Annotated in this window: 17 protein-coding genes and 1 tRNA gene; 12 read left to right on the top strand and 6 right to left on the bottom strand. The window is 28.4% G+C overall.

What is annotated here, in order from left to right:
* Positions 1–80 precede the first annotated feature (80 nt).
* From Q4A58_RS00060 to Q4A58_RS00105, 10 genes are all read left to right on the top strand, one after another.
* Positions 81–1,577 (top strand): YifB family Mg chelatase-like AAA ATPase, encoded by a 1,497-nt coding sequence (locus tag Q4A58_RS00060; RefSeq protein WP_303115284.1) that lies wholly within the window; start codon positions 81–83, stop codon positions 1,575–1,577.
* A gap of 44 nt (positions 1,578–1,621) precedes the next feature.
* Positions 1,622–2,581 (top strand): type IV pilus twitching motility protein PilT, encoded by a 960-nt coding sequence (locus tag Q4A58_RS00065; protein WP_303115287.1) that lies wholly within the window; start codon positions 1,622–1,624, stop codon positions 2,579–2,581.
* Positions 2,582–2,642: 61 nt separating this feature from the next.
* Positions 2,643–4,049: a coproporphyrinogen III oxidase gene (locus Q4A58_RS00070; protein ID WP_303115288.1), complete on the top strand. Its 1,407-nt coding sequence runs from the start codon at positions 2,643–2,645 to the stop codon at positions 4,047–4,049.
* 31 nt (positions 4,050–4,080) lie between these two features.
* Entirely contained in the window at positions 4,081–4,620 is a 540-nt protein-coding gene (locus Q4A58_RS00075) for a helix-hairpin-helix domain-containing protein (RefSeq protein WP_303115290.1), read from the top strand.
* Entirely contained in the window at positions 4,608–5,465 is an 858-nt protein-coding gene (locus tag Q4A58_RS00080) for an Hsp33 family molecular chaperone HslO (RefSeq protein WP_303115291.1), read from the top strand. Before Q4A58_RS00075 ends, Q4A58_RS00080 begins: the two co-directional genes overlap by 13 nt.
* Positions 5,466–5,481: 16 nt before the next feature.
* Positions 5,482–6,285: an enhanced serine sensitivity protein SseB gene (locus tag Q4A58_RS00085; protein WP_303115293.1), complete on the top strand. Its 804-nt coding sequence runs from the start codon at positions 5,482–5,484 to the stop codon at positions 6,283–6,285.
* Positions 6,286–6,535: 250 nt separating this feature from the next.
* Positions 6,536–7,294: a TatD family hydrolase gene (locus tag Q4A58_RS00090; RefSeq protein ID WP_303115296.1), complete on the top strand. Its 759-nt coding sequence runs from the start codon at positions 6,536–6,538 to the stop codon at positions 7,292–7,294.
* Entirely contained in the window at positions 7,291–7,665 is a 375-nt protein-coding gene (gene acpS / locus Q4A58_RS00095; protein ID WP_303115298.1) for a holo-ACP synthase, read from the top strand. The genes Q4A58_RS00090 and acpS overlap by 4 nt, the downstream gene beginning before the upstream one ends.
* 17 nt (positions 7,666–7,682) lie before the next feature.
* A protein-coding gene (gene prfB / locus Q4A58_RS00100; protein ID WP_303115300.1) for a peptide chain release factor 2 occupies positions 7,683–8,784 on the top strand; the annotation gives its coding sequence in 2 pieces (ribosomal slippage) (positions 7,683–7,754 and positions 7,756–8,784; 1,101 coding nt in all).
* 49 nt (positions 8,785–8,833) lie between these two features.
* Positions 8,834–8,910, top strand: a tRNA-Arg gene (locus tag Q4A58_RS00105).
* A 79-nt stretch (positions 8,911–8,989) separates the two neighbouring features.
* On the opposite strand, the gene Q4A58_RS00110 is transcribed toward Q4A58_RS00105, so the two are convergent.
* The 6 genes from Q4A58_RS00110 to Q4A58_RS00135 form a co-directional block, all read right to left on the bottom strand.
* Entirely contained in the window at positions 8,990–9,271 is a 282-nt protein-coding gene (locus Q4A58_RS00110) for a lipoprotein (protein ID WP_303115302.1), read from the bottom strand.
* Positions 9,272–9,290: 19 nt separating this feature from the next.
* Positions 9,291–9,665: an FMN-binding protein gene (locus Q4A58_RS00115; RefSeq protein WP_303115304.1), complete on the bottom strand. Its 375-nt coding sequence runs from the start codon at positions 9,663–9,665 to the stop codon at positions 9,291–9,293.
* 27 nt (positions 9,666–9,692) lie between these two features.
* Positions 9,693–10,889 carry a phosphoglycerate kinase gene (gene pgk, locus Q4A58_RS00120; protein ID WP_303115305.1) on the bottom strand — a complete coding sequence of 399 codons (1,197 nt, stop codon included), beginning with the start codon at positions 10,887–10,889 and terminating at the stop codon, positions 9,693–9,695.
* 12 nt (positions 10,890–10,901) lie between these two features.
* Positions 10,902–11,519 (bottom strand): hypothetical protein, encoded by a 618-nt coding sequence (locus tag Q4A58_RS00125; RefSeq protein ID WP_303115306.1) that lies wholly within the window; start codon positions 11,517–11,519, stop codon positions 10,902–10,904.
* 158 nt (positions 11,520–11,677) lie between these two features.
* Positions 11,678–12,685 carry a type I glyceraldehyde-3-phosphate dehydrogenase gene (gap, locus tag Q4A58_RS00130; RefSeq protein ID WP_303115307.1) on the bottom strand — a complete coding sequence of 336 codons (1,008 nt, stop codon included), beginning with the start codon at positions 12,683–12,685 and terminating at the stop codon, positions 11,678–11,680.
* A gap of 180 nt (positions 12,686–12,865) precedes the next feature.
* On the bottom strand, positions 12,866–13,732 hold the full coding sequence (locus tag Q4A58_RS00135) for an RluA family pseudouridine synthase (protein WP_303115309.1): 867 nt from the start codon (positions 13,730–13,732) through the stop codon (positions 12,866–12,868).
* 219 nt (positions 13,733–13,951) lie between these two features.
* Between Q4A58_RS00135 and nhaC the strand changes: the two genes are divergently transcribed.
* Both nhaC and Q4A58_RS00145 read left to right on the top strand, forming a co-directional pair.
* Entirely contained in the window at positions 13,952–15,376 is a 1,425-nt protein-coding gene (nhaC, locus tag Q4A58_RS00140) for a Na+/H+ antiporter NhaC (RefSeq protein ID WP_303115310.1), read from the top strand.
* Positions 15,376–17,004, top strand: a complete 1,629-nt coding sequence (locus tag Q4A58_RS00145) for an amidohydrolase (RefSeq protein ID WP_303115311.1) — start codon at positions 15,376–15,378, stop codon at positions 17,002–17,004. The genes nhaC and Q4A58_RS00145 overlap by 1 nt, the downstream gene beginning before the upstream one ends.
* Positions 17,005–17,006: the final 2 nt, after the last annotated feature.

Below are 17,006 nucleotides of genomic sequence, written 5' to 3' on the forward strand. Positions count from 1 at the left end.
TTCCTTTTCTAATACTTTTTTTAACAAAATTTGTATACATAGCAGTATTCTAAATAAAAAATAAATATAAAAGGAGATTTATGAATACAAAAATTTATACCAGTAGTTATTTAGGAGTGGAATCTTATCTAGTTGAAGTAGAGGTTGATATAAGTAATGGACTTCCTGTATTTTCTATAGTAGGTATGGGAGATACAGCAATAATGGAAAGTAAATATAGGGTAAATGCAGCATTAAAAAATTCAGACTACGAAATAAAACCCAAAAAAATAACTATAAATCTATCTCCAGCTGGAATAAGAAAAGAAGGAGCACAATTTGATTTACCAATTGCAATAGGAATATTAATAGCCAGTGAACTTGTGAAAGATGAAAATGAATTTATAAAAAAATATTTATTTATAGGAGAACTTTCTTTAGAAGGAGAGGTTAAAGGAGTAAAGGGACTTATAAATTCAGTAATTTTAGCAAAAGAAAGAGGATATAAAGGAGTAATTTTACCTTGGGCAAATAGGAACGAAGCAAGCTTAATTGATGGAGTAGAAATAGTTGCAGTAAAAAGTATAAAGGAAGTTGTAGATTTTTTAGAAAATGGAAAGAAAAATATTTTTGAAAGAGAAAAAATAGAAAGAAAAGTAGATGATTTTTTAGACTTTTCAGATGTGAAAGGACAATATATGGCTAAGAGAGCAATGGAAATTTCTGCAGCTGGAGGTCATAATATACTACTTGTTGGTAGTCCTGGTTCTGGTAAATCAATGTTAGCTAAGAGAATGCAAGGAATATTGCCAGAAATGGTGGAAGAAGAAGTGATAGAAAGTACTAAAATCCACAGTATAGCTGGAGAATTAACTGAAAATAGACCTATAATTTTAAAAAGACCCATAAGAATGCCTCATCATAGCACTACTTTAGCTGCTATGGTTGGAGGAGGTAAAAAAATAGTGCCTGGGGAAATAAGCTTAGCAAGCGGAGGAATTTTAATTTTAGATGAAATGAGTGAATTTCCAAGAGTAGTTTTGGAGGCTCTAAGGCAACCATTAGAAGATGGACTAGTAAGTATAACGAGGGCTATGTATAGGCTAGAATTTAAAAGTAATTTTATTTTAATTGGTACCAGTAATCCATGTCCTTGCGGAATGCTCTACGAAGGAACTTGTAAATGCAGCAATTATGAAGTGGAAAAGTATATGAGAAAATTATCAGGACCTATACTGGATAGAATAGACTTAGTTATAGAAATGAAAAGATTAAATGAAGATGAACTTATAAATGAGAGAAAAGAAGAAAATTCAAAAATTATAAGAGCTAGAGTGATTAAGGCTAGAGATATTCAAACTAAAAGATACGGAGCAAATAAAACAAATTCAAAGATGACACAGGAAGATATGAAGAAGTTTTGTAAAATAAATGAAGAAGATAAAAAATTTTTAGCTTCTGTACTGGAAAATTTAAAAGTTTCGGCAAGAGCCTATGATAAGATATTGAAAATATCAAGAACAATAGCTGATTTAGAACTCAGTGAACAAATAAATAGAAAACATTTGCTTGAAGCTATATCTTTTAGAAGGAAATAAAAATTTTGTAGGACTAGAAAAAAATGATAAAATAAGGTGGAAATATGACTATACTAAGTATTTTTAAATATGCTAGAGAAAATAATATTTCAGATATTCATATAATTGAAAATGACTGTGTTTATTATAGAGAATACGGCGAGATTAGAGTGGATAAAAATTTTTCTAAGATAACAAAGGAAGAAATTTTAAAACTTTGTGAAGGAAAGATGGGGGAAGACTTTATTTATATAGATGATTTCAACAACAGATATAGAATAAGCTCTTTTTTAACTATGAATAGACTTGCTATGGTTATAAGGCTTATAAAGGATAAACCTATTTTATTAAAAAATAAATTTATAAATGAGTTAATAGATAAAAAAATTTTAAATTTAAAAGATGGATTGATTTTAGTGACAGGAATAACTGGGAGTGGGAAATCCACAACCTTAGCTAATATAATTGAAAGATTCAATGAAAATAAATATTATAAAATTTTAACCATAGAAGATCCAATAGAATATGTATTTGAAAATAAAAAATCCCTTATTGTACAAAGAGAAATAACTCAGGATATATCATCTTATGAAGAAGCTCTGAAAAATTCACTCAGACAGGATCCAGATATTGTTATGGTTGGGGAAATAAGAGATGAAGAAAGTTTATATGCTGTTTTAAAATTGGCCGAAACAGGGCATTTGGTTTTAACAACATTGCATACAAGTAATGCAACAGAGAGCATAAATAGAATATTATCTATGGTTTCATCGGAAAGAAAAGATTTTATAAGAAATCAACTTTCCTCTGTTTTAAGATTCATTCTTTCACAAGATTTATATATAGATAGACAGAAAAGAAAAATTATACCGATTTTTGAAGTTTTAAATAATACAAAGGCGGTTGCCAATTTAATAATGAATAATAAAATAAATCAGATTCCTAATTTGATAGAAAGTGGAAGTACAAATCATATGATAACAAAAGAAAAATACTTTACAGCAATTGAAAATACTGAATTTTAATAAAGATTAGTAAAAAATAAAATTTACAATCATAAATACAATAGAAGGGAAAATTTTAAGAGTGAAAATTGAACTTAATAAGGAATTAAACATAAGAAGTATAGAAGAGTTTGCAAGAATAATGTTAGCGGAAGAAAAGAAGGAACATATAAAATATAATATAGTTAGAACAGAAACTAAAATTTTTTTGACAGTCTATTCTTATGATTTAAATAGGGAAGTAAAATTTGAATATGAAAATTTGGGGGAAAAAGTTGAAGATCAAGAGTTGACTATGGCAAAGATTGTTCTTTTAAAACTCTATAATAAAAAATATCCTTGGGGTTCGCTTATGGGAGTAAGACCTACTAAGGTTTTAAGAAGACTTTTAATAAACAACTGCTCTTATATTGAAGCAAGAGAAATCTTAAAAAATTTTTACTTAGTGAGTGATGAAAAAATAGATTTAATGGAGATGGTTGTAAAAAAAGAATTGGAACTTTTAGATAAGGACCATATAAATATGTATATAGGCATTCCTTTTTGTCCTACGAAGTGTAAATATTGCTCCTTTGCTTCATATGAAATAGATGGGGGCGTAGGGAGATTTTATAAGGATTTTGTGGAAGCACTTTTAAAAGAAATTGAGATAATGGCAGAGTTTTTAAAAAACTATAACAAAAAAATATCTTCAATTTACTTTGGAGGTGGAACTCCAAGTACACTTACAGAGGAAGACCTTGAAAGAGTTTTGAAAAAACTTATAGAAAAGATAGATTTAAGTGAACTAAAAGAATTTACTTTTGAAGCGGGTCGTGAGGATACACTTAATATAAAAAAGTTAGAACTTATGAAAAAATATAGAGTGGATAGAATAAGCTTAAATCCTCAATCTTTTAATATTGAGAGCTTAAAAAGAGTAAATAGAAAGCTTGATAGAGACAATTTTGATTTTATTTTTAAGCTTGCGAAGGATTTAGGATTTATTATAAATATGGATTTCATAATAGGCTTACCTAAAGAAACTACAGAGGATATATTAAATACAATAGAGGAAATAAAAAAATATGATGTTGATAATCTAACCATTCATTCCCTATCTTTTAAAAGGGCATCTAAACTTTTTAAAGAAGAGCAAAAAAGGGAAGATATAGATAGAACTTTAATTGAACAAGAAATAACTAAGCTTGTTAAGGAAAAAAAATTATACGCCTATTATATGTATAGGCAAAAAAATATAATAGAGTGGGGGGAAAATATAGGTTATTCAAAATTAGGGAAAGAATCTATTTTTAATATTGAAATGATAGAAGAAAATCAAAATACTTTGGCTCTTGGAGGCGGTGGTATAAGTAAGGTAGTAGTTGAAGAGAAAAAAGGTATAGACTATATAGAAAGATTTGTGAATCCAAAAGATCCAGCACTTTATATAAAAGAACTCGAAAAAAGATGTTTAGAAAAAATTGCCATGTTTAATAAATATAAATAGAATTTTAGTTAGCTTCATAGTAGGAGAAAATATGAGAAGAACTGTATTTTTATTTTTTTTATTAATATTTTTGAATGTATATTCAAAAATTGATATACTGAATAGTCAAGATTTTAAAGTGATTATTAGCTCACAAAATATGAAGGAAAAGAAAGATGAAAGAATGGATATAAATACTGTAACAGTTGAGGAAATGTTAAGTAGAGGGATAGCTAGTAGTTATGTTACAAAAATAACAGAATATCGAGAAATAACTGGTGGTTTTGAAAAACTGGATGAACTTAAAAGGATAAAAGGAATAAGGGAGGCAACTTATAGTAAGTTATCAAAATCTTTTAAAATAATAAAAAAGCCAGAGAGAAATTTTTTATATATAAATACAGTCAATGATGAAGTTTTAAAGTATTATGGATTTAGCAAAAAGGAAATAAAAGAGATAAGAAAATTTATCCAAAAATATGGTAGAATTGTAAATAATATAGAATTGAAAGAGCTTATTTCAAAGTCTATGTATGAAAGTTTAAAAGATAAGATTAGATATGAGGAGAATACTAAAAAATGGGAAGGTTAATAAGAGGAACGAGTAAAAATGCAAGATTTTTTGTTACGGATACTACAGATTTAATTCAGGAAGCATTGGATATTCATAATTATGATGTTTATTCTGCAGATATTTTTGGAAAATTTTGTACCCTTGCGGTTTTAATGGGAGCAACTTTAAAAGGTGAAGATAGATTAACAATAAGAACAGATACTGAGGGCTATATAAAAAATATCATAGTCAATTCAGATTCAACAGGAAATATAAAAGCATATTTGATAAATGAAACCAACAATAACTTTGATAGTCTTGGAAAGGGAATGATGAGAATAATAAAGGATATGGGCTTAAAAGAACCCTATACTGCCATAGCTGACATAGATTATTCTAAACTTGCAAATGATATTTCCTATTATTTTTACAGTTCGGAGCAAATACCAACTGTTATTGCGTTTGCAATGGAATTTACAAATGATAATAGAGTTTTATGTGCAGGAGCCTATATGGTACAGTTATTACCCAATGCTGATGAAGAATTTATAACTAAGCTTGAAAGAAAGATAGAAGCAATAAGACCAATGAATGAACTTATGAAAGGTGGAATGAGCTTAGAAAAAATTGTAAATCTCCTGTATGATGATATGGATACAGAAGATGACAGCTTAGTTGAAGAATATCAAATCTTAGAGGAAAAAGAAGTTAAATACAGTTGTGATTGTAGCTCGGATAGATTTTATAGGGGGCTTATAACTCTAGGGGCAGAAGAACTTATAAAAATTTTGGATGAAGAGGGAGAAATAGAAACTGAGTGTCAATTCTGTAGTAAAAAATATAGATTTGAAAGAAAAGATTTTTTAGAAATAATAAAAAAATAATAAAGGGGGAAAATTTATGAAAGTTGATGTTAACAAACCTTTAGAAAATCCTTTATTGAAAGAATTATTTAAGGATTTAAGAAAAGCTAAGGAAGATGATGAGTATGTAAAAATTTTTAATAAGCTGGCAGAAGAAATAGCTATGAAGGCTCATTTTTTATCTGTAATTGAATTGACGGGCGAGCCAGAAGAAAAAAGTGATGGTAGTTTCGTACTGAAAGAAGGTACTGAAATGTCTTTTCCAATGCTAACTAATCAAGAAAACCAAGCTTTTTATCCAATTTTTATAGATTGGGAAGAACTTTATAAGTGGGAAGATTTAAAAAAAGAAAATTTAAAAACTGCTATTTTTAATTTTGATGATTATTTGGCTATGATTTTTAGTAATAATGGAAGTCATGGTATAGTAATAAATCCTTTTAGTGATAATTTCGTATTAGATAAGGAAACTTTAAAAATTTGGAAATCAATTAAAGAAGCTAGAATAAATGGTAAAAAATACAATATAGCAGAGGATACGAAAGTTATACTTGGGACACCTAGTGAATACCCAACAGAAATGGTTAATAATTTAATAGAATATTCAAAGAAAGATAGTAGAGTAAATGCTATATGGCTTCGTCTAATGATGAAAGAAGAGGAGAAGATATATTTATTAGTTGTAGATATTAATGGCGATAAAGATGAAGTATTTACAAAAATTGCAGGTGTAGTAACAGACTTTTTACCAAAGGGTTATTTTGCTGATATGGTGGAATTAAATAGTGATTTTGGAAAGAGAGCTACAGAAAATCAGGAGCCATTCTATAAGAAATCCTAGTAAATAAAAAAATTAAAAGCCCATCAAAAAAGTTTGAGAAGTAAAAATTAATAAAATTTTATCTACCTAAGACTATTTAAAGACTGTTGTAAATTAAAAGTTAAAAAAGACAACGGTCTTTTTTATTATAATAAAAATAGTCTAAAATATTTTTATTTGTTGTAGAAAAATTTATTAGTTTTATAAAACTAGAGAAAATTAAATAAATTTGATACAATATAAAATATGAGAAAAGTTAGGAGTAGTAAAAATGAAAATAATAGATTCGCATGTACACTTGGATAATAAGCAATTTGATGAAGATAGAGAAGAAGTTTTTAAAAGAATAAAGGAAAACTTAGATTTTGTTGTAAATATAGCCTATGATTTAGAGAGTAGTAAAATGGGGGTTGAATATTCAAATAAAAATGATTTTATCTATTGTACAGTTGGATATCATCCAGATGAAATAGAAGGTTACAGTGAAGAAAATGAAAAAAAATTAGAAGAACTTGCAAAAAATCCTAAAGTTTTGGCAATAGGTGAAATTGGACTTGATTATCATTGGATGACAAGACCTAAGGAAGAACAGTGGAAAATATTTAGAAGACAAATGGAACTTGCAAGGAGAACAAAAAAACCAGTTGTAATCCATACAAGAGAAGCAATGCAAGATACAGTAAATATTTTAAATGAATTTCCTGATATAACAGGAATTTTACACTGTTATCCTGGCTCGGTAGAAACAGCAAAACAGATGATAGATAGGTATTATTTAGGAATAGGTGGAGTTTTAACTTTTAAAAATGCAAAGAAGTTAGTAGATGTAGTTAGAGAAATTCCATTAGAAAAAATAGTTATTGAAACCGACTGTCCATATATGGCTCCAACACCTTATAGAGGGAAAAGAAATGAACCGATTTATACAATTGAAGTTGCAAAAAAAATTGCAGAAATAAAGGGTATATCTTATGAGGAAGTTGTCAAAGTAACCAATGAAAATACAAGAAAGGCTTATAGAATGCTATGATTTATGGAATAGGTAATGACATAATAGAAATAGAAAGAATAAAAAAGGCCATATTAAAGGAAGGTTTTATAAGGAAAGTTTGTACCGAGAAAGAAATAGAAAATTTAAAAAAAAGAGGTAATAGAGAAGAAAGTTATGCGGGGATATTTTCAGCTAAAGAAGCTATTGCTAAAGCTGTTGGACTTGGAGTTAGAAATTACTCATTGACAGATATGGAGATTTTAAATGATGATTTTGGAAAACCTTATGTTTTAATATCAGAAAAATTGGATAAAATTATAAGGGAAAGATTTGGAACTTATAATATAGAACTTTCTATATCGCATTCGAAGGAATATGCAACTGCTATTGCTATTATTTTTAAAAGTTAATTTTTATGGAGGATAAAATGGATATATTAGAATTAAAAAGAGAGTATGATGAAATAAAAGATAAAATTGAAAATATTAGGAGGTCTCTTTGACCTAGATAGGAGAAATCAAACTATTAAAGACTTGGAAGCTTTAACTATGGAAGACGGCTTTTGGGGAGATAAAAGAAAAAGTTCTGAAATAATAAAAAATATAAATTTTGAAAAAAATATAATTGAAAAATATAATTCTTTGGTTTCTGAAAGAGATGAAGAGGAAGTTTTAATTGATTTTGTTGAAAGTGGAGAAGAAAGTTTTAAAGATGAACTTTTTCAAAAACATAAATTTTTAAAAAAAGATACAGAAAATTTTGAGATAGCTTTATTGCTAGATGGAGAATACGATGGAGTTTCTGCAATAGTTACTATACATTCAGGAGCAGGTGGAACGGAAGCCTGTGATTGGGCAGATATGCTGTATAGAATGTATGCTAGGTGGTGTAATTCCAAAAATTATAAAGTTTCAGAACTTGATTACCTAGCTGGTGATGGAGCAGGTCTAAAATCTGTTACATTTTTAGTTGAAGGTATAAATGCATATGGTTATTTAAAAACAGAAAAAGGTGTACATAGACTTGTAAGAATTTCACCTTTTGATGCGAATAAAAAAAGACACACTTCTTTTGCTTCAGTGGAAGTAATGCCAGAGGTAAATGATGATGTAGAAGTTGAAATAAATCCAGCTGATATTAGAATAGATACTTATCGTGCAAGTGGTGCAGGAGGACAACATGTTAATATGACTGATTCAGCAGTTAGAATAACACATTTTCCAACGGGTATAGTTGTAACTTGTCAAAAAGAGAGATCTCAACTTAATAATAGAGAAACTGCAATGAAACTTTTAAAATCTAAACTATTAGAAATTGAAATGAAAAAGAAAGAAGAAGAACTCAAAAAAATTCAAGGCGAACAAACGGATATAGGTTGGGGAAATCAAATAAGATCCTATGTATTTCAACCTTATGCTTTGGTTAAAGATCATCGTACAAATACAGAAATTGGAAATGTAAGAGCTGTTATGGATGGGGATATTGATGAATTTATAAATTCCTATCTAAGATTTTTAAAACAGAAGTAAATATTTTTATTTAAAATTTTATAAAAATCTGATATTATATAGAAAGGTTGCTTCCATAGCTCAATTGGATAGAGCATCTGACTTCGGATCAGAGGGTTGTGGGTTCGATCCCTGCTGGGAGCGCCATAAATTATAGAATTTATTTTATAAATTATAGAAGGAACTACCAATTATTTTATGATAGTTCCTTTTTCTATTTCAATATCTATTTAATTTTTTTCTTTTGGATTGGCTCAGCAGGGAGATTTTTTTCCTCAAGTTTAGTATTTTTTTCTTTATCCATATTATTTAAATTTTCTGTGTCAACATTTGCTTTCTCTTCTTTTTTTTCATTAGATTTAAAATCGCTAAAATCACCATGGAGAATACGTTGAGTAGTTCCAAGTATGCCACCTCTATTAGCTGCAGTTGGTATAGGTGAAAAAGAAGAAGCAGAACAAGAACTTAACAGTAAAACAGAAATAAAGAATAAAAATATTTTTTTCATAAAACCACCTTTTTAATTATTACATAGACTTGATTTTTTCAATAGCTTGATTAAAAGCATCTATAAATCCTTCAGATGTATAAGAGGCACCAGCTATCGTGTCAAGTTCAAATCTTTGAGTGCTTAGAACGATATCTTTTAATTTTGCTATAGCAGGGTCTGCAATAGCTTCAGTATCTTCATGACTAGCATTGATTTCAGTTACCCTTATTTCACCATTTCTTTTTTTGTAAGCTTTAATATCAAGATTGATATCTCCATTAAAACCTTCAGAAGAAGCACTTGCTTCTAAAATTGTGGGTTTAAATTTATCTTCAAAAGCAAGAGCAACTAAACCAAGCATAATAAAGACTACTACCAGCCATTCTCTAACTCCTAAGTTTTTAAAATTCATATACTCTCCTTAAAAATTTAATATTTTTTATTTATTTGAAATGGCATCTATACCAGGTAAAACCTTCCCTTCAAGAAATTCTAAAGAAGCTCCTCCACCAGTTGAGATGTGGCTAAATTTATCTGCATAACCTAAGCTAATTGCAGCAGCAGCAGAATCTCCACCACCAATTACTGTTAAAGAATTTTCAAGCTTAGCAATAGCATCACATACTCCTATAGTTCCTTTTGCAAAGTTAGGCATTTCAAAAACTCCCATTGGCCCATTCCAAACAACTGTTTTAGCAGAACTAATGTATTCATTAAATAGTTTAACAGATTGTATTCCAATGTCAAGTCCCATTTTATTATTTGGAATTTCATCAATATTGACTGTTGAAAAAACAGAATCATTTTTAAATTCTTCTGAAACAACAGTGTCAACTGGTAAGATAATTTTTCCATTAGCTTTATCCAATAAGGATTTTGCAAGTTCTAGTTTATCATCTTCAACTAGAGAAGTTCCTATGCTTTTTCCTTGTGCTTTTAGAAAAGTAAACATCATAGCTCCACCAATTAAAATTTTGTCAGCTTTAAGTAAAAGGTTTTCAATTACACCAATTTTATCAGAAACTTTAGCTCCACCTAAAATAGCAACAAGAGGTCTTTGTGGATTATCAAGAGCTTCACCTAAGAATTTTAATTCTTTTTCTACTAAAAATCCTACAGCAGAATTTTCAATTCCGATGTTTTGAGCTATTCCAACATTTGATGCATGTGCTCTATGAGCAGTTCCAAAGGCATCATTTATGAATATATCTCCTAAAGATGCCCAATATTTTCCAAGCTCAACATCATTTTTAGACTCTTTTTTTCCGTCTATATCTTCAAACCTAGTATTTTCAAACATTAATATTTCACCAGCTTTTAAAGCAGAAACTGCTTCTTCTAGCTCAGCCCCCCTTGTTGTAGGAATAAATTTAACTTCTTTATTTAGAAGTTCAGAAAGTCTTGTGGCAACAGCTCTTAAACTTTTGTTTGCTTTATCTTCCGCTGTTTTAATTTTTCCTAAGTGTGAAAATGCTATAATTTTTGCTCCATTTTCAAGTGCATATTTTATAGTAGGAAGAGCGGCAACAATTCTATTTTCATCACTTATTTTTCCATCTTTCATAGGAACATTAAAGTCAAGTCTCATCAAAACTTTTTTATCTTTTAAATTTAAATCAGTAATTATTTTTTTCATTTTTAGTCTCCCTTAAAATTTATTGAAAAAATTATCCATTTCTTTTTTCATTTCTTCCATTTTTCTAGTCATTAGTTTATTAGCTTCTTCAAATTCTTTTTTCATTTCTTCCATTATAATTTCTTTTGAACTACTTAATTTTAAGTGAGTTTTCATATTCTTTTTTAAGTTTTCAACCTTTATGAAAACTTCATTGGGTATTTTATCTCCATCATAACTTTTGTTATCTGGAGCTATATATCTAACTAATTTTTGTTCATTATCAAAGTAGTATTTATGTTCTTCTTTCTCTATTTTCATAGTATTTTTATTGTTATTATCAAAAGAATACTTTATCTTTTCAGTAGAGATATAACTAATTTTATCGTCCTTCAAATAGAATTTTTCATAAGTTTCTGTATTATTTTCGTAAGTACCTAAAGTAGCTATTTTTATATTATTATTTTGGATAAAGTCATAAGTTGTATAAGTTCCTGTTTTTAGAGTATTCTCTATTTTAAGATTTTTATTAGAATCCATAATTTCAAAATCTTTCTTTATATCAGATACAATTTTGTTGACATCAACTTCAGCAAAAGCATTTACTGTAAATAAAAAAATTAAAATTATAAAGCTATATATCTTTCTCATTTTACTACCTCCAATATAAAATATTAAAAAAGGTTGTTACAATATTTTAATGATTAAATAAGTTTTAATATTTAGTTTAAATAATAAAATAAACTATGGTAAAAAACCTATAAATCAAATTTGTAACAACCCCCTTAAAGTGTTTTTAGTTATAAATCTTATTTAGAAAGTTCAACGAATTTTTTTAAAGTTCTTATAAGTTGAGATGTATATGACATTTCATTATCATACCATGCAACTGTCTTAACTAATTGTTTGTCGCCAGCATCTATAATAGTAGTTTGTGTAGCATCAAATAGAGAACCATAATCAATTCCTATGATATCACTTGATACTAATTCTTCTTCTGTGTAGCCAAATGATTCATTAGCAGCAGCTTTCATCGCTGCGTTAACTTCTTCAACAGTAACTTTCTTTTCTAAGATTGTAGTAAGTTCAGTAACAGAACCAGTTATTACAGGAACTCTTTGAGCAGAACCGTTTAATTTTCCTTTCAATTCAGGTATAACAAGACCTATAGCCTTTGCAGCTCCAGTTGAGTTTGGAACTATATTTTCAGCAGCAGCTCTAGCTCTTCTCAAATCTCCTTTTTTATGAGGAGAATCTAATGTATTTTGATCATTTGTATAGGCATGTATAGTTGTCATAAGACCACCTATAATACCGAATTTATCATTTAAAACCTTAGCCATAGGAGCTAAGCAATTAGTTGTACAAGATGCTCCAGAAATTATAGTTTCACTTCCATCTAAAGTATCGTGATTTACATTGTAAACTATAGTTTTTAAATCACCTGTAGCTGGTGCAGAAATTACAACTTTCTTTGCTCCTGCTGCAATATGTGCCTCAGCTTTTTCCTTAGTTGTAAAGAAGCCAGTACATTCCAAAACAACATCTACATCTAGTTCTTTCCAAGGTAATTCAGCTGGATTAGCTTTAGCAAAAACTTTTATCTTATCTCCATTAACTACAAATCCTTCTTCATCAACCTCAATAGTCCCATTAAACCTTCCTTGTGCAGAGTCGTATTTTAAAAGATGAGCAAGAGTTTTTGCATCTGTTAAATCATTTATAGCAACAATATCAAAGTCTTTATTTTCACTCATAACTCTTAAAGCTAATCTTCCTATTCTTCCAAATCCATTAATAGCTACTTTTACTGCCATTTTAACCTCCTAAAAATTTATAAAAATAAAATATATTTAAAACTTTGTTCTATATTTAAATATATACTTTTTTTAAACATATGTCAAATTTTGACTGCTTATAATTTTATCATAATATTGATTATTTTTTTAACATAAAAACAACTAAAAAATATGAAAATGTTGCATTGAAAGGGATTTTTATTTGATTAATCTTTTCATATCTTCTGGCAAATCAATTTCTATTTTTATAATTTCATTGTCTCTTGGATTTTTAAATTCTAATTTATAGGCATGTAGCATTTGCCTTCTAGCTAGTTTCATATTTCCACCATAAAGCTCATCACCTAGTAAAGTATGCCCAGTTAAAGAGAGGTGAGCTCTTATCTGATGAGTTCTTCCTGTTAAAAGTTTAGCTTCAATAAGAGTAAAGTTTTTATTCTCAAATCTTTTTATCACTTTAATTTCCGTTTGTGCTGACTGACCACCATTTTCAGGTTCTAATTTTACTCTTCTCAGTTCATCACCAATTTTTCCAATAGGTATATCTATAAGAAAATTATCTTTTTCAACTATTCCATCAACAAGTGCCATATAAGCTTTTTTAACTTCTGTTTTTTCTTGTAAGAAAGCTTGAGAATAGGCATTTTTAGTTACAATTATTAATCCAGATGTATTCATATCCAGACGATTATAGAATCTAGGTACTAAAGTTTTACCCATAGTTTTTTCAAAATAGTTTACAATAGCATTTGCAAGAGTCTTATCAACTTTTTTTTGTGTGGGATGAACTATAATGTATGGCTCTTTATTTACAATTAGAAAATTTTCATCTTCATAGGCGATTTCTATTGGAATATCCATAGCCTTTATACCTGTTGACTTCTCTTTTTCAATAATAACTATTCTATTTAATTTTTTAATTTTTTTAGCATTATTTTTAATTTTTTTTCCGTTTAAATAAATTTCTAAATTTCTTAAACCTCTACTTGAGAAGCCTTTAGTTTCTTTTAAATAAGTTCCTATTTCATAGCCATCAAATTCATGTTCTACTATATATTTTTTCATTTTATTCCTCATTTTTTAGTTTATTAATAAAATTATAACATAGAAAAGAGAAAATTTTATAAAATAAATTGTTTAAAAATATGTTTTATAAAATATAAATTTTTTTTTATAAAAAAATTTTTTAAAACGATAAAAATACAGAAAATAAAACTTATATATTTATAATATAAATGTCAGAAATAAAAACTATAAAATTTTATTATGAAGGAGATGATTTTAATGGAAGGTAGAGAAAAGTTAAAACAACCACCTCTATGGTTATGCTTAAGTATTGTTATTTTTTTAGTAGTGTCATTTTTGCTGCAATTAATAGTAAAAGGCGAACCAGATGTACATATGACTTTATTTTTCTCCTCAGTTTTTGCATCAGCTATGCTTATTATCTTCAATAAAAACAAATTTGAACTAATAGAAGAGGGGATTATACATGGCTGTAAGATTGCAACAATATCCATGATGATACTTATGTTTATTGGAGTTATGATTCCAGCTTGGATAGCAGCAGGAACTATTCCTACTTTAATTTATTATGGTTTAAAATTAATATCTCCATCAATTTTTTTAGTAACAGCTACTCTCACTTGTGCAATAGCAACATTATGTACAGGGACCTCTTGGGGAACAGCAGCAACATTTGGTGTTGCACTTATGGGAATTGGTGGTGGATTAGGAATTTCGCCTGGAATGACAGCAGCAGCAGTAATATGTGGAGCAATTTTTGGGGATAAGATGTCACCGATATCTGATACAGTAAATCTTTCAGCTGGAACTTGTGAAGTAAATATATTTGATAATATAAAAAGTGTTGCAACAGCTACTGTTCCAGGATTTATTATCACAATTGTAGTATTTATTTTTTTAGATCTAAAATTTAATTCAGGAGAAATTCGCAGTCAAGCAGTGGATGGAATGTTAAATGTTTTATCAGATAATTTTAATTTAAGTCCTATTAATGCCATAATTAGTTTATTGCCTATGATTTTAGTTTTAGTATTAGCCTTAAGAAAGGTAAATGCCTTGGCTACAATTGTTGTTTCAGCAATAGTAGCTATGTTTATAGCAGTGATATTACAAAAATACTCAATTATAGATATGATGAGCTATATGAATTATGGCTTTAAAATTGACACTGGAAATTTTGATGTTGATAAATTGTTAAATCGTGGTGGCTTACAATCAATGATGTGGACAGTATCAATAGGATACTTAGGTTTATCTTATGGGGGAATATTAGAAAAAACTGGAGTTTTAAATACTTTATTATATAGTGTACAAACTATAACAAAAAATAGTAGAAATTTAATTTTAACTCATATAGCAACAGGCTTTTTGACTATAATGCTTTCAGCAAGTCCATATGTTTCTATATTAATTCCAGGAAGAATGTTTATTGGAGGATATGAAAGATTGGGGATAAAAAAATCAGTGGCTTCAAGAACTTGTGAGCATTCAGGAATATGTTTAGATCCTCTATTACCTTGGTCATTAGGAGCAGTTTATTTCTCTGGTGTTTTAGGAGTAAAAACAATAGATTATGCTGTTTATTGCGTTTTGTTATATGTTGTTCCTTTGATAGCAGCTTTCTATGCTTTAACAGGAATATTTGTTTGGAAAGAAAATCCTAAGAAAGAGGTGAATGTTTAATGCTAGATAAGTTATTTATAAATGGAAAAATATATTCCATGAGAAATGAAAAAGAAAAATTTGAAGCTTTAGGAATAAAAGACGGAAAAATTATTTTTCTAGGAACAGATGAAGAAGCGAAAAAATTAAATTCAAAAGAATTAATAGATTTAAAGGGAAAGATGATGATTCCAGGTATGGCAGATTCTCATTTGCATTTATATGCCTATTGTCAAAATTTGACATTTGTTGATTTATCAGAAGTTTATAGTATAGATGAAATGATTAATTTAATGAAAGAAAAAGTTAAAAATGTAAAAAAAGGAGATTGGATTAAAGGTGTAAATTTTGACCAAAATAAATGGAAAGAAAATAGGTTTCCAAGCTTAAAAGAAATGGATTCAATTAGTAAAGAAAATCCAATTATTATAAAAAGATGTTGTCTTCACGCTGTTGTTGCTAATTCTAAGGCATTAGAAATAGTGGGAATTGGTAAAAATTATCAAGCAGGAAGTGGTGGAATTGTTGAATTAGATAATAATGGAATGCCAAACGGAATCTTAAGAGAACAAAGCACAAAAGTTTTCGATGATATCTTGCCTGATCCTTTAAAAGACACAGATATAAAGGTAAAAATTATGCAAGATGTTTTAAATGATATGTCTAGTAAAGGAATCACAACCATTCATACCTATGCGGCAAAAATATGGCAATACAATGAAGACATAGAAATTTATAAGAACTTTGAAAAAGAAGATAAATTACCTCTTAGAATTACAGTTTGTATTGACGAATTATTTGAACCAGAAGTTTTAACAGAAGAGAAATTAAATAATCCTTATAGAAAAGTTCAATTGGGAGCTTATAAAATATTTTCAGATGGTTCAATGGGTTCAAGGTCAGCAGCATTAAAAGAGCCTTATAGTGATGATCCAGAAAATAGTGGATTTATGTTATTTACACAGGAAGAACTAAATAATAAAATATTGACGGGTTATGAACACGGACTACAACCTGCAATACATGCAATAGGAGATAGAGCTTTGGATATGACTTTAACTGCTATTGAATATACATTAAAAACAACAAAAGAAAAGGGAATGACTGAAGAAGAACAGAAGAAAAGACTACCTTTTAGAATAATTCATGTTCAGATGGTAGATAAAAATTTAGTAGATAGAATGAAAAAATTACCTTTAGTTTTAGATATACAACCTATATTTCTATGTACAGATTTACATTGGATAGAGGATAGAATAGGAAAGGAAAGATTAAAAGGTTCCTTTGCTCTAAAAACTATGGAACAAGCTGGATTAATACAAACTGGTGGTTCTGATTGCCCTGTTGAAACTTATGAACCATTGAAAGGTATTTATGCAGCTGTTAACAGGCAAGATATGAATGAATACCCAAAAGAAGGATTTTTACCAGAAGAAAGGTTAAGTGTGTTTGAAGCTCTGTGTATGTATACAAAAAATGTTCATTACGCAACTGGTCAGGAGACTGTATTAGGTACCTTAGAAATTGGGAAATTTGCAGATCTAGTTGTATTAGAAAAAGATTTGTTTACAATAAATATGAATGAGATAAAAGATATAAAAGTAGAACAAACTTATGTAGCAGGAAATTGTGTTTTTATGATAAAATAAAA

Origin of the sequence: Fusobacterium sp. (assembly GCF_030528405.1) — a bacterium.
Classification (GTDB): domain Bacteria; phylum Fusobacteriota; class Fusobacteriia; order Fusobacteriales; family Fusobacteriaceae; genus Fusobacterium.

Coding starts and splice junctions, on each gene's coding strand:
- Q4A58_RS00080 (WP_303115291.1), top strand. CDS start 4,608: ATGGGAAGGTTAATAAGAGGAACGAGTAAAAATGCAAGATTTTTTGTT.
- Q4A58_RS00115 (WP_303115304.1), bottom strand. CDS start 9,665: ATGAATTTTAAAAACTTAGGAGTTAGAGAATGGCTGGTAGTAGTCTTT.
- acpS (WP_303115298.1), top strand. CDS start 7,291: ATGATTTATGGAATAGGTAATGACATAATAGAAATAGAAAGAATAAAA.
- Q4A58_RS00110 (WP_303115302.1), bottom strand. CDS start 9,271: ATGAAAAAAATATTTTTATTCTTTATTTCTGTTTTACTGTTAAGTTCT.
- Q4A58_RS00090 (WP_303115296.1), top strand. CDS start 6,536: ATGAAAATAATAGATTCGCATGTACACTTGGATAATAAGCAATTTGAT.
- Q4A58_RS00145 (WP_303115311.1), top strand. CDS start 15,376: ATGCTAGATAAGTTATTTATAAATGGAAAAATATATTCCATGAGAAAT.
- Q4A58_RS00075 (WP_303115290.1), top strand. CDS start 4,081: ATGAGAAGAACTGTATTTTTATTTTTTTTATTAATATTTTTGAATGTA.
- Q4A58_RS00060 (WP_303115284.1), top strand. CDS start 81: ATGAATACAAAAATTTATACCAGTAGTTATTTAGGAGTGGAATCTTAT.
- nhaC (WP_303115310.1), top strand. CDS start 13,952: ATGGAAGGTAGAGAAAAGTTAAAACAACCACCTCTATGGTTATGCTTA.
- gap (WP_303115307.1), bottom strand. CDS start 12,685: ATGGCAGTAAAAGTAGCTATTAATGGATTTGGAAGAATAGGAAGATTA.
- Q4A58_RS00085 (WP_303115293.1), top strand. CDS start 5,482: ATGAAAGTTGATGTTAACAAACCTTTAGAAAATCCTTTATTGAAAGAA.
- Q4A58_RS00125 (WP_303115306.1), bottom strand. CDS start 11,519: ATGAGAAAGATATATAGCTTTATAATTTTAATTTTTTTATTTACAGTA.
- Q4A58_RS00065 (WP_303115287.1), top strand. CDS start 1,622: ATGACTATACTAAGTATTTTTAAATATGCTAGAGAAAATAATATTTCA.
- pgk (WP_303115305.1), bottom strand. CDS start 10,889: ATGAAAAAAATAATTACTGATTTAAATTTAAAAGATAAAAAAGTTTTG.
- Q4A58_RS00135 (WP_303115309.1), bottom strand. CDS start 13,732: ATGAAAAAATATATAGTAGAACATGAATTTGATGGCTATGAAATAGGA.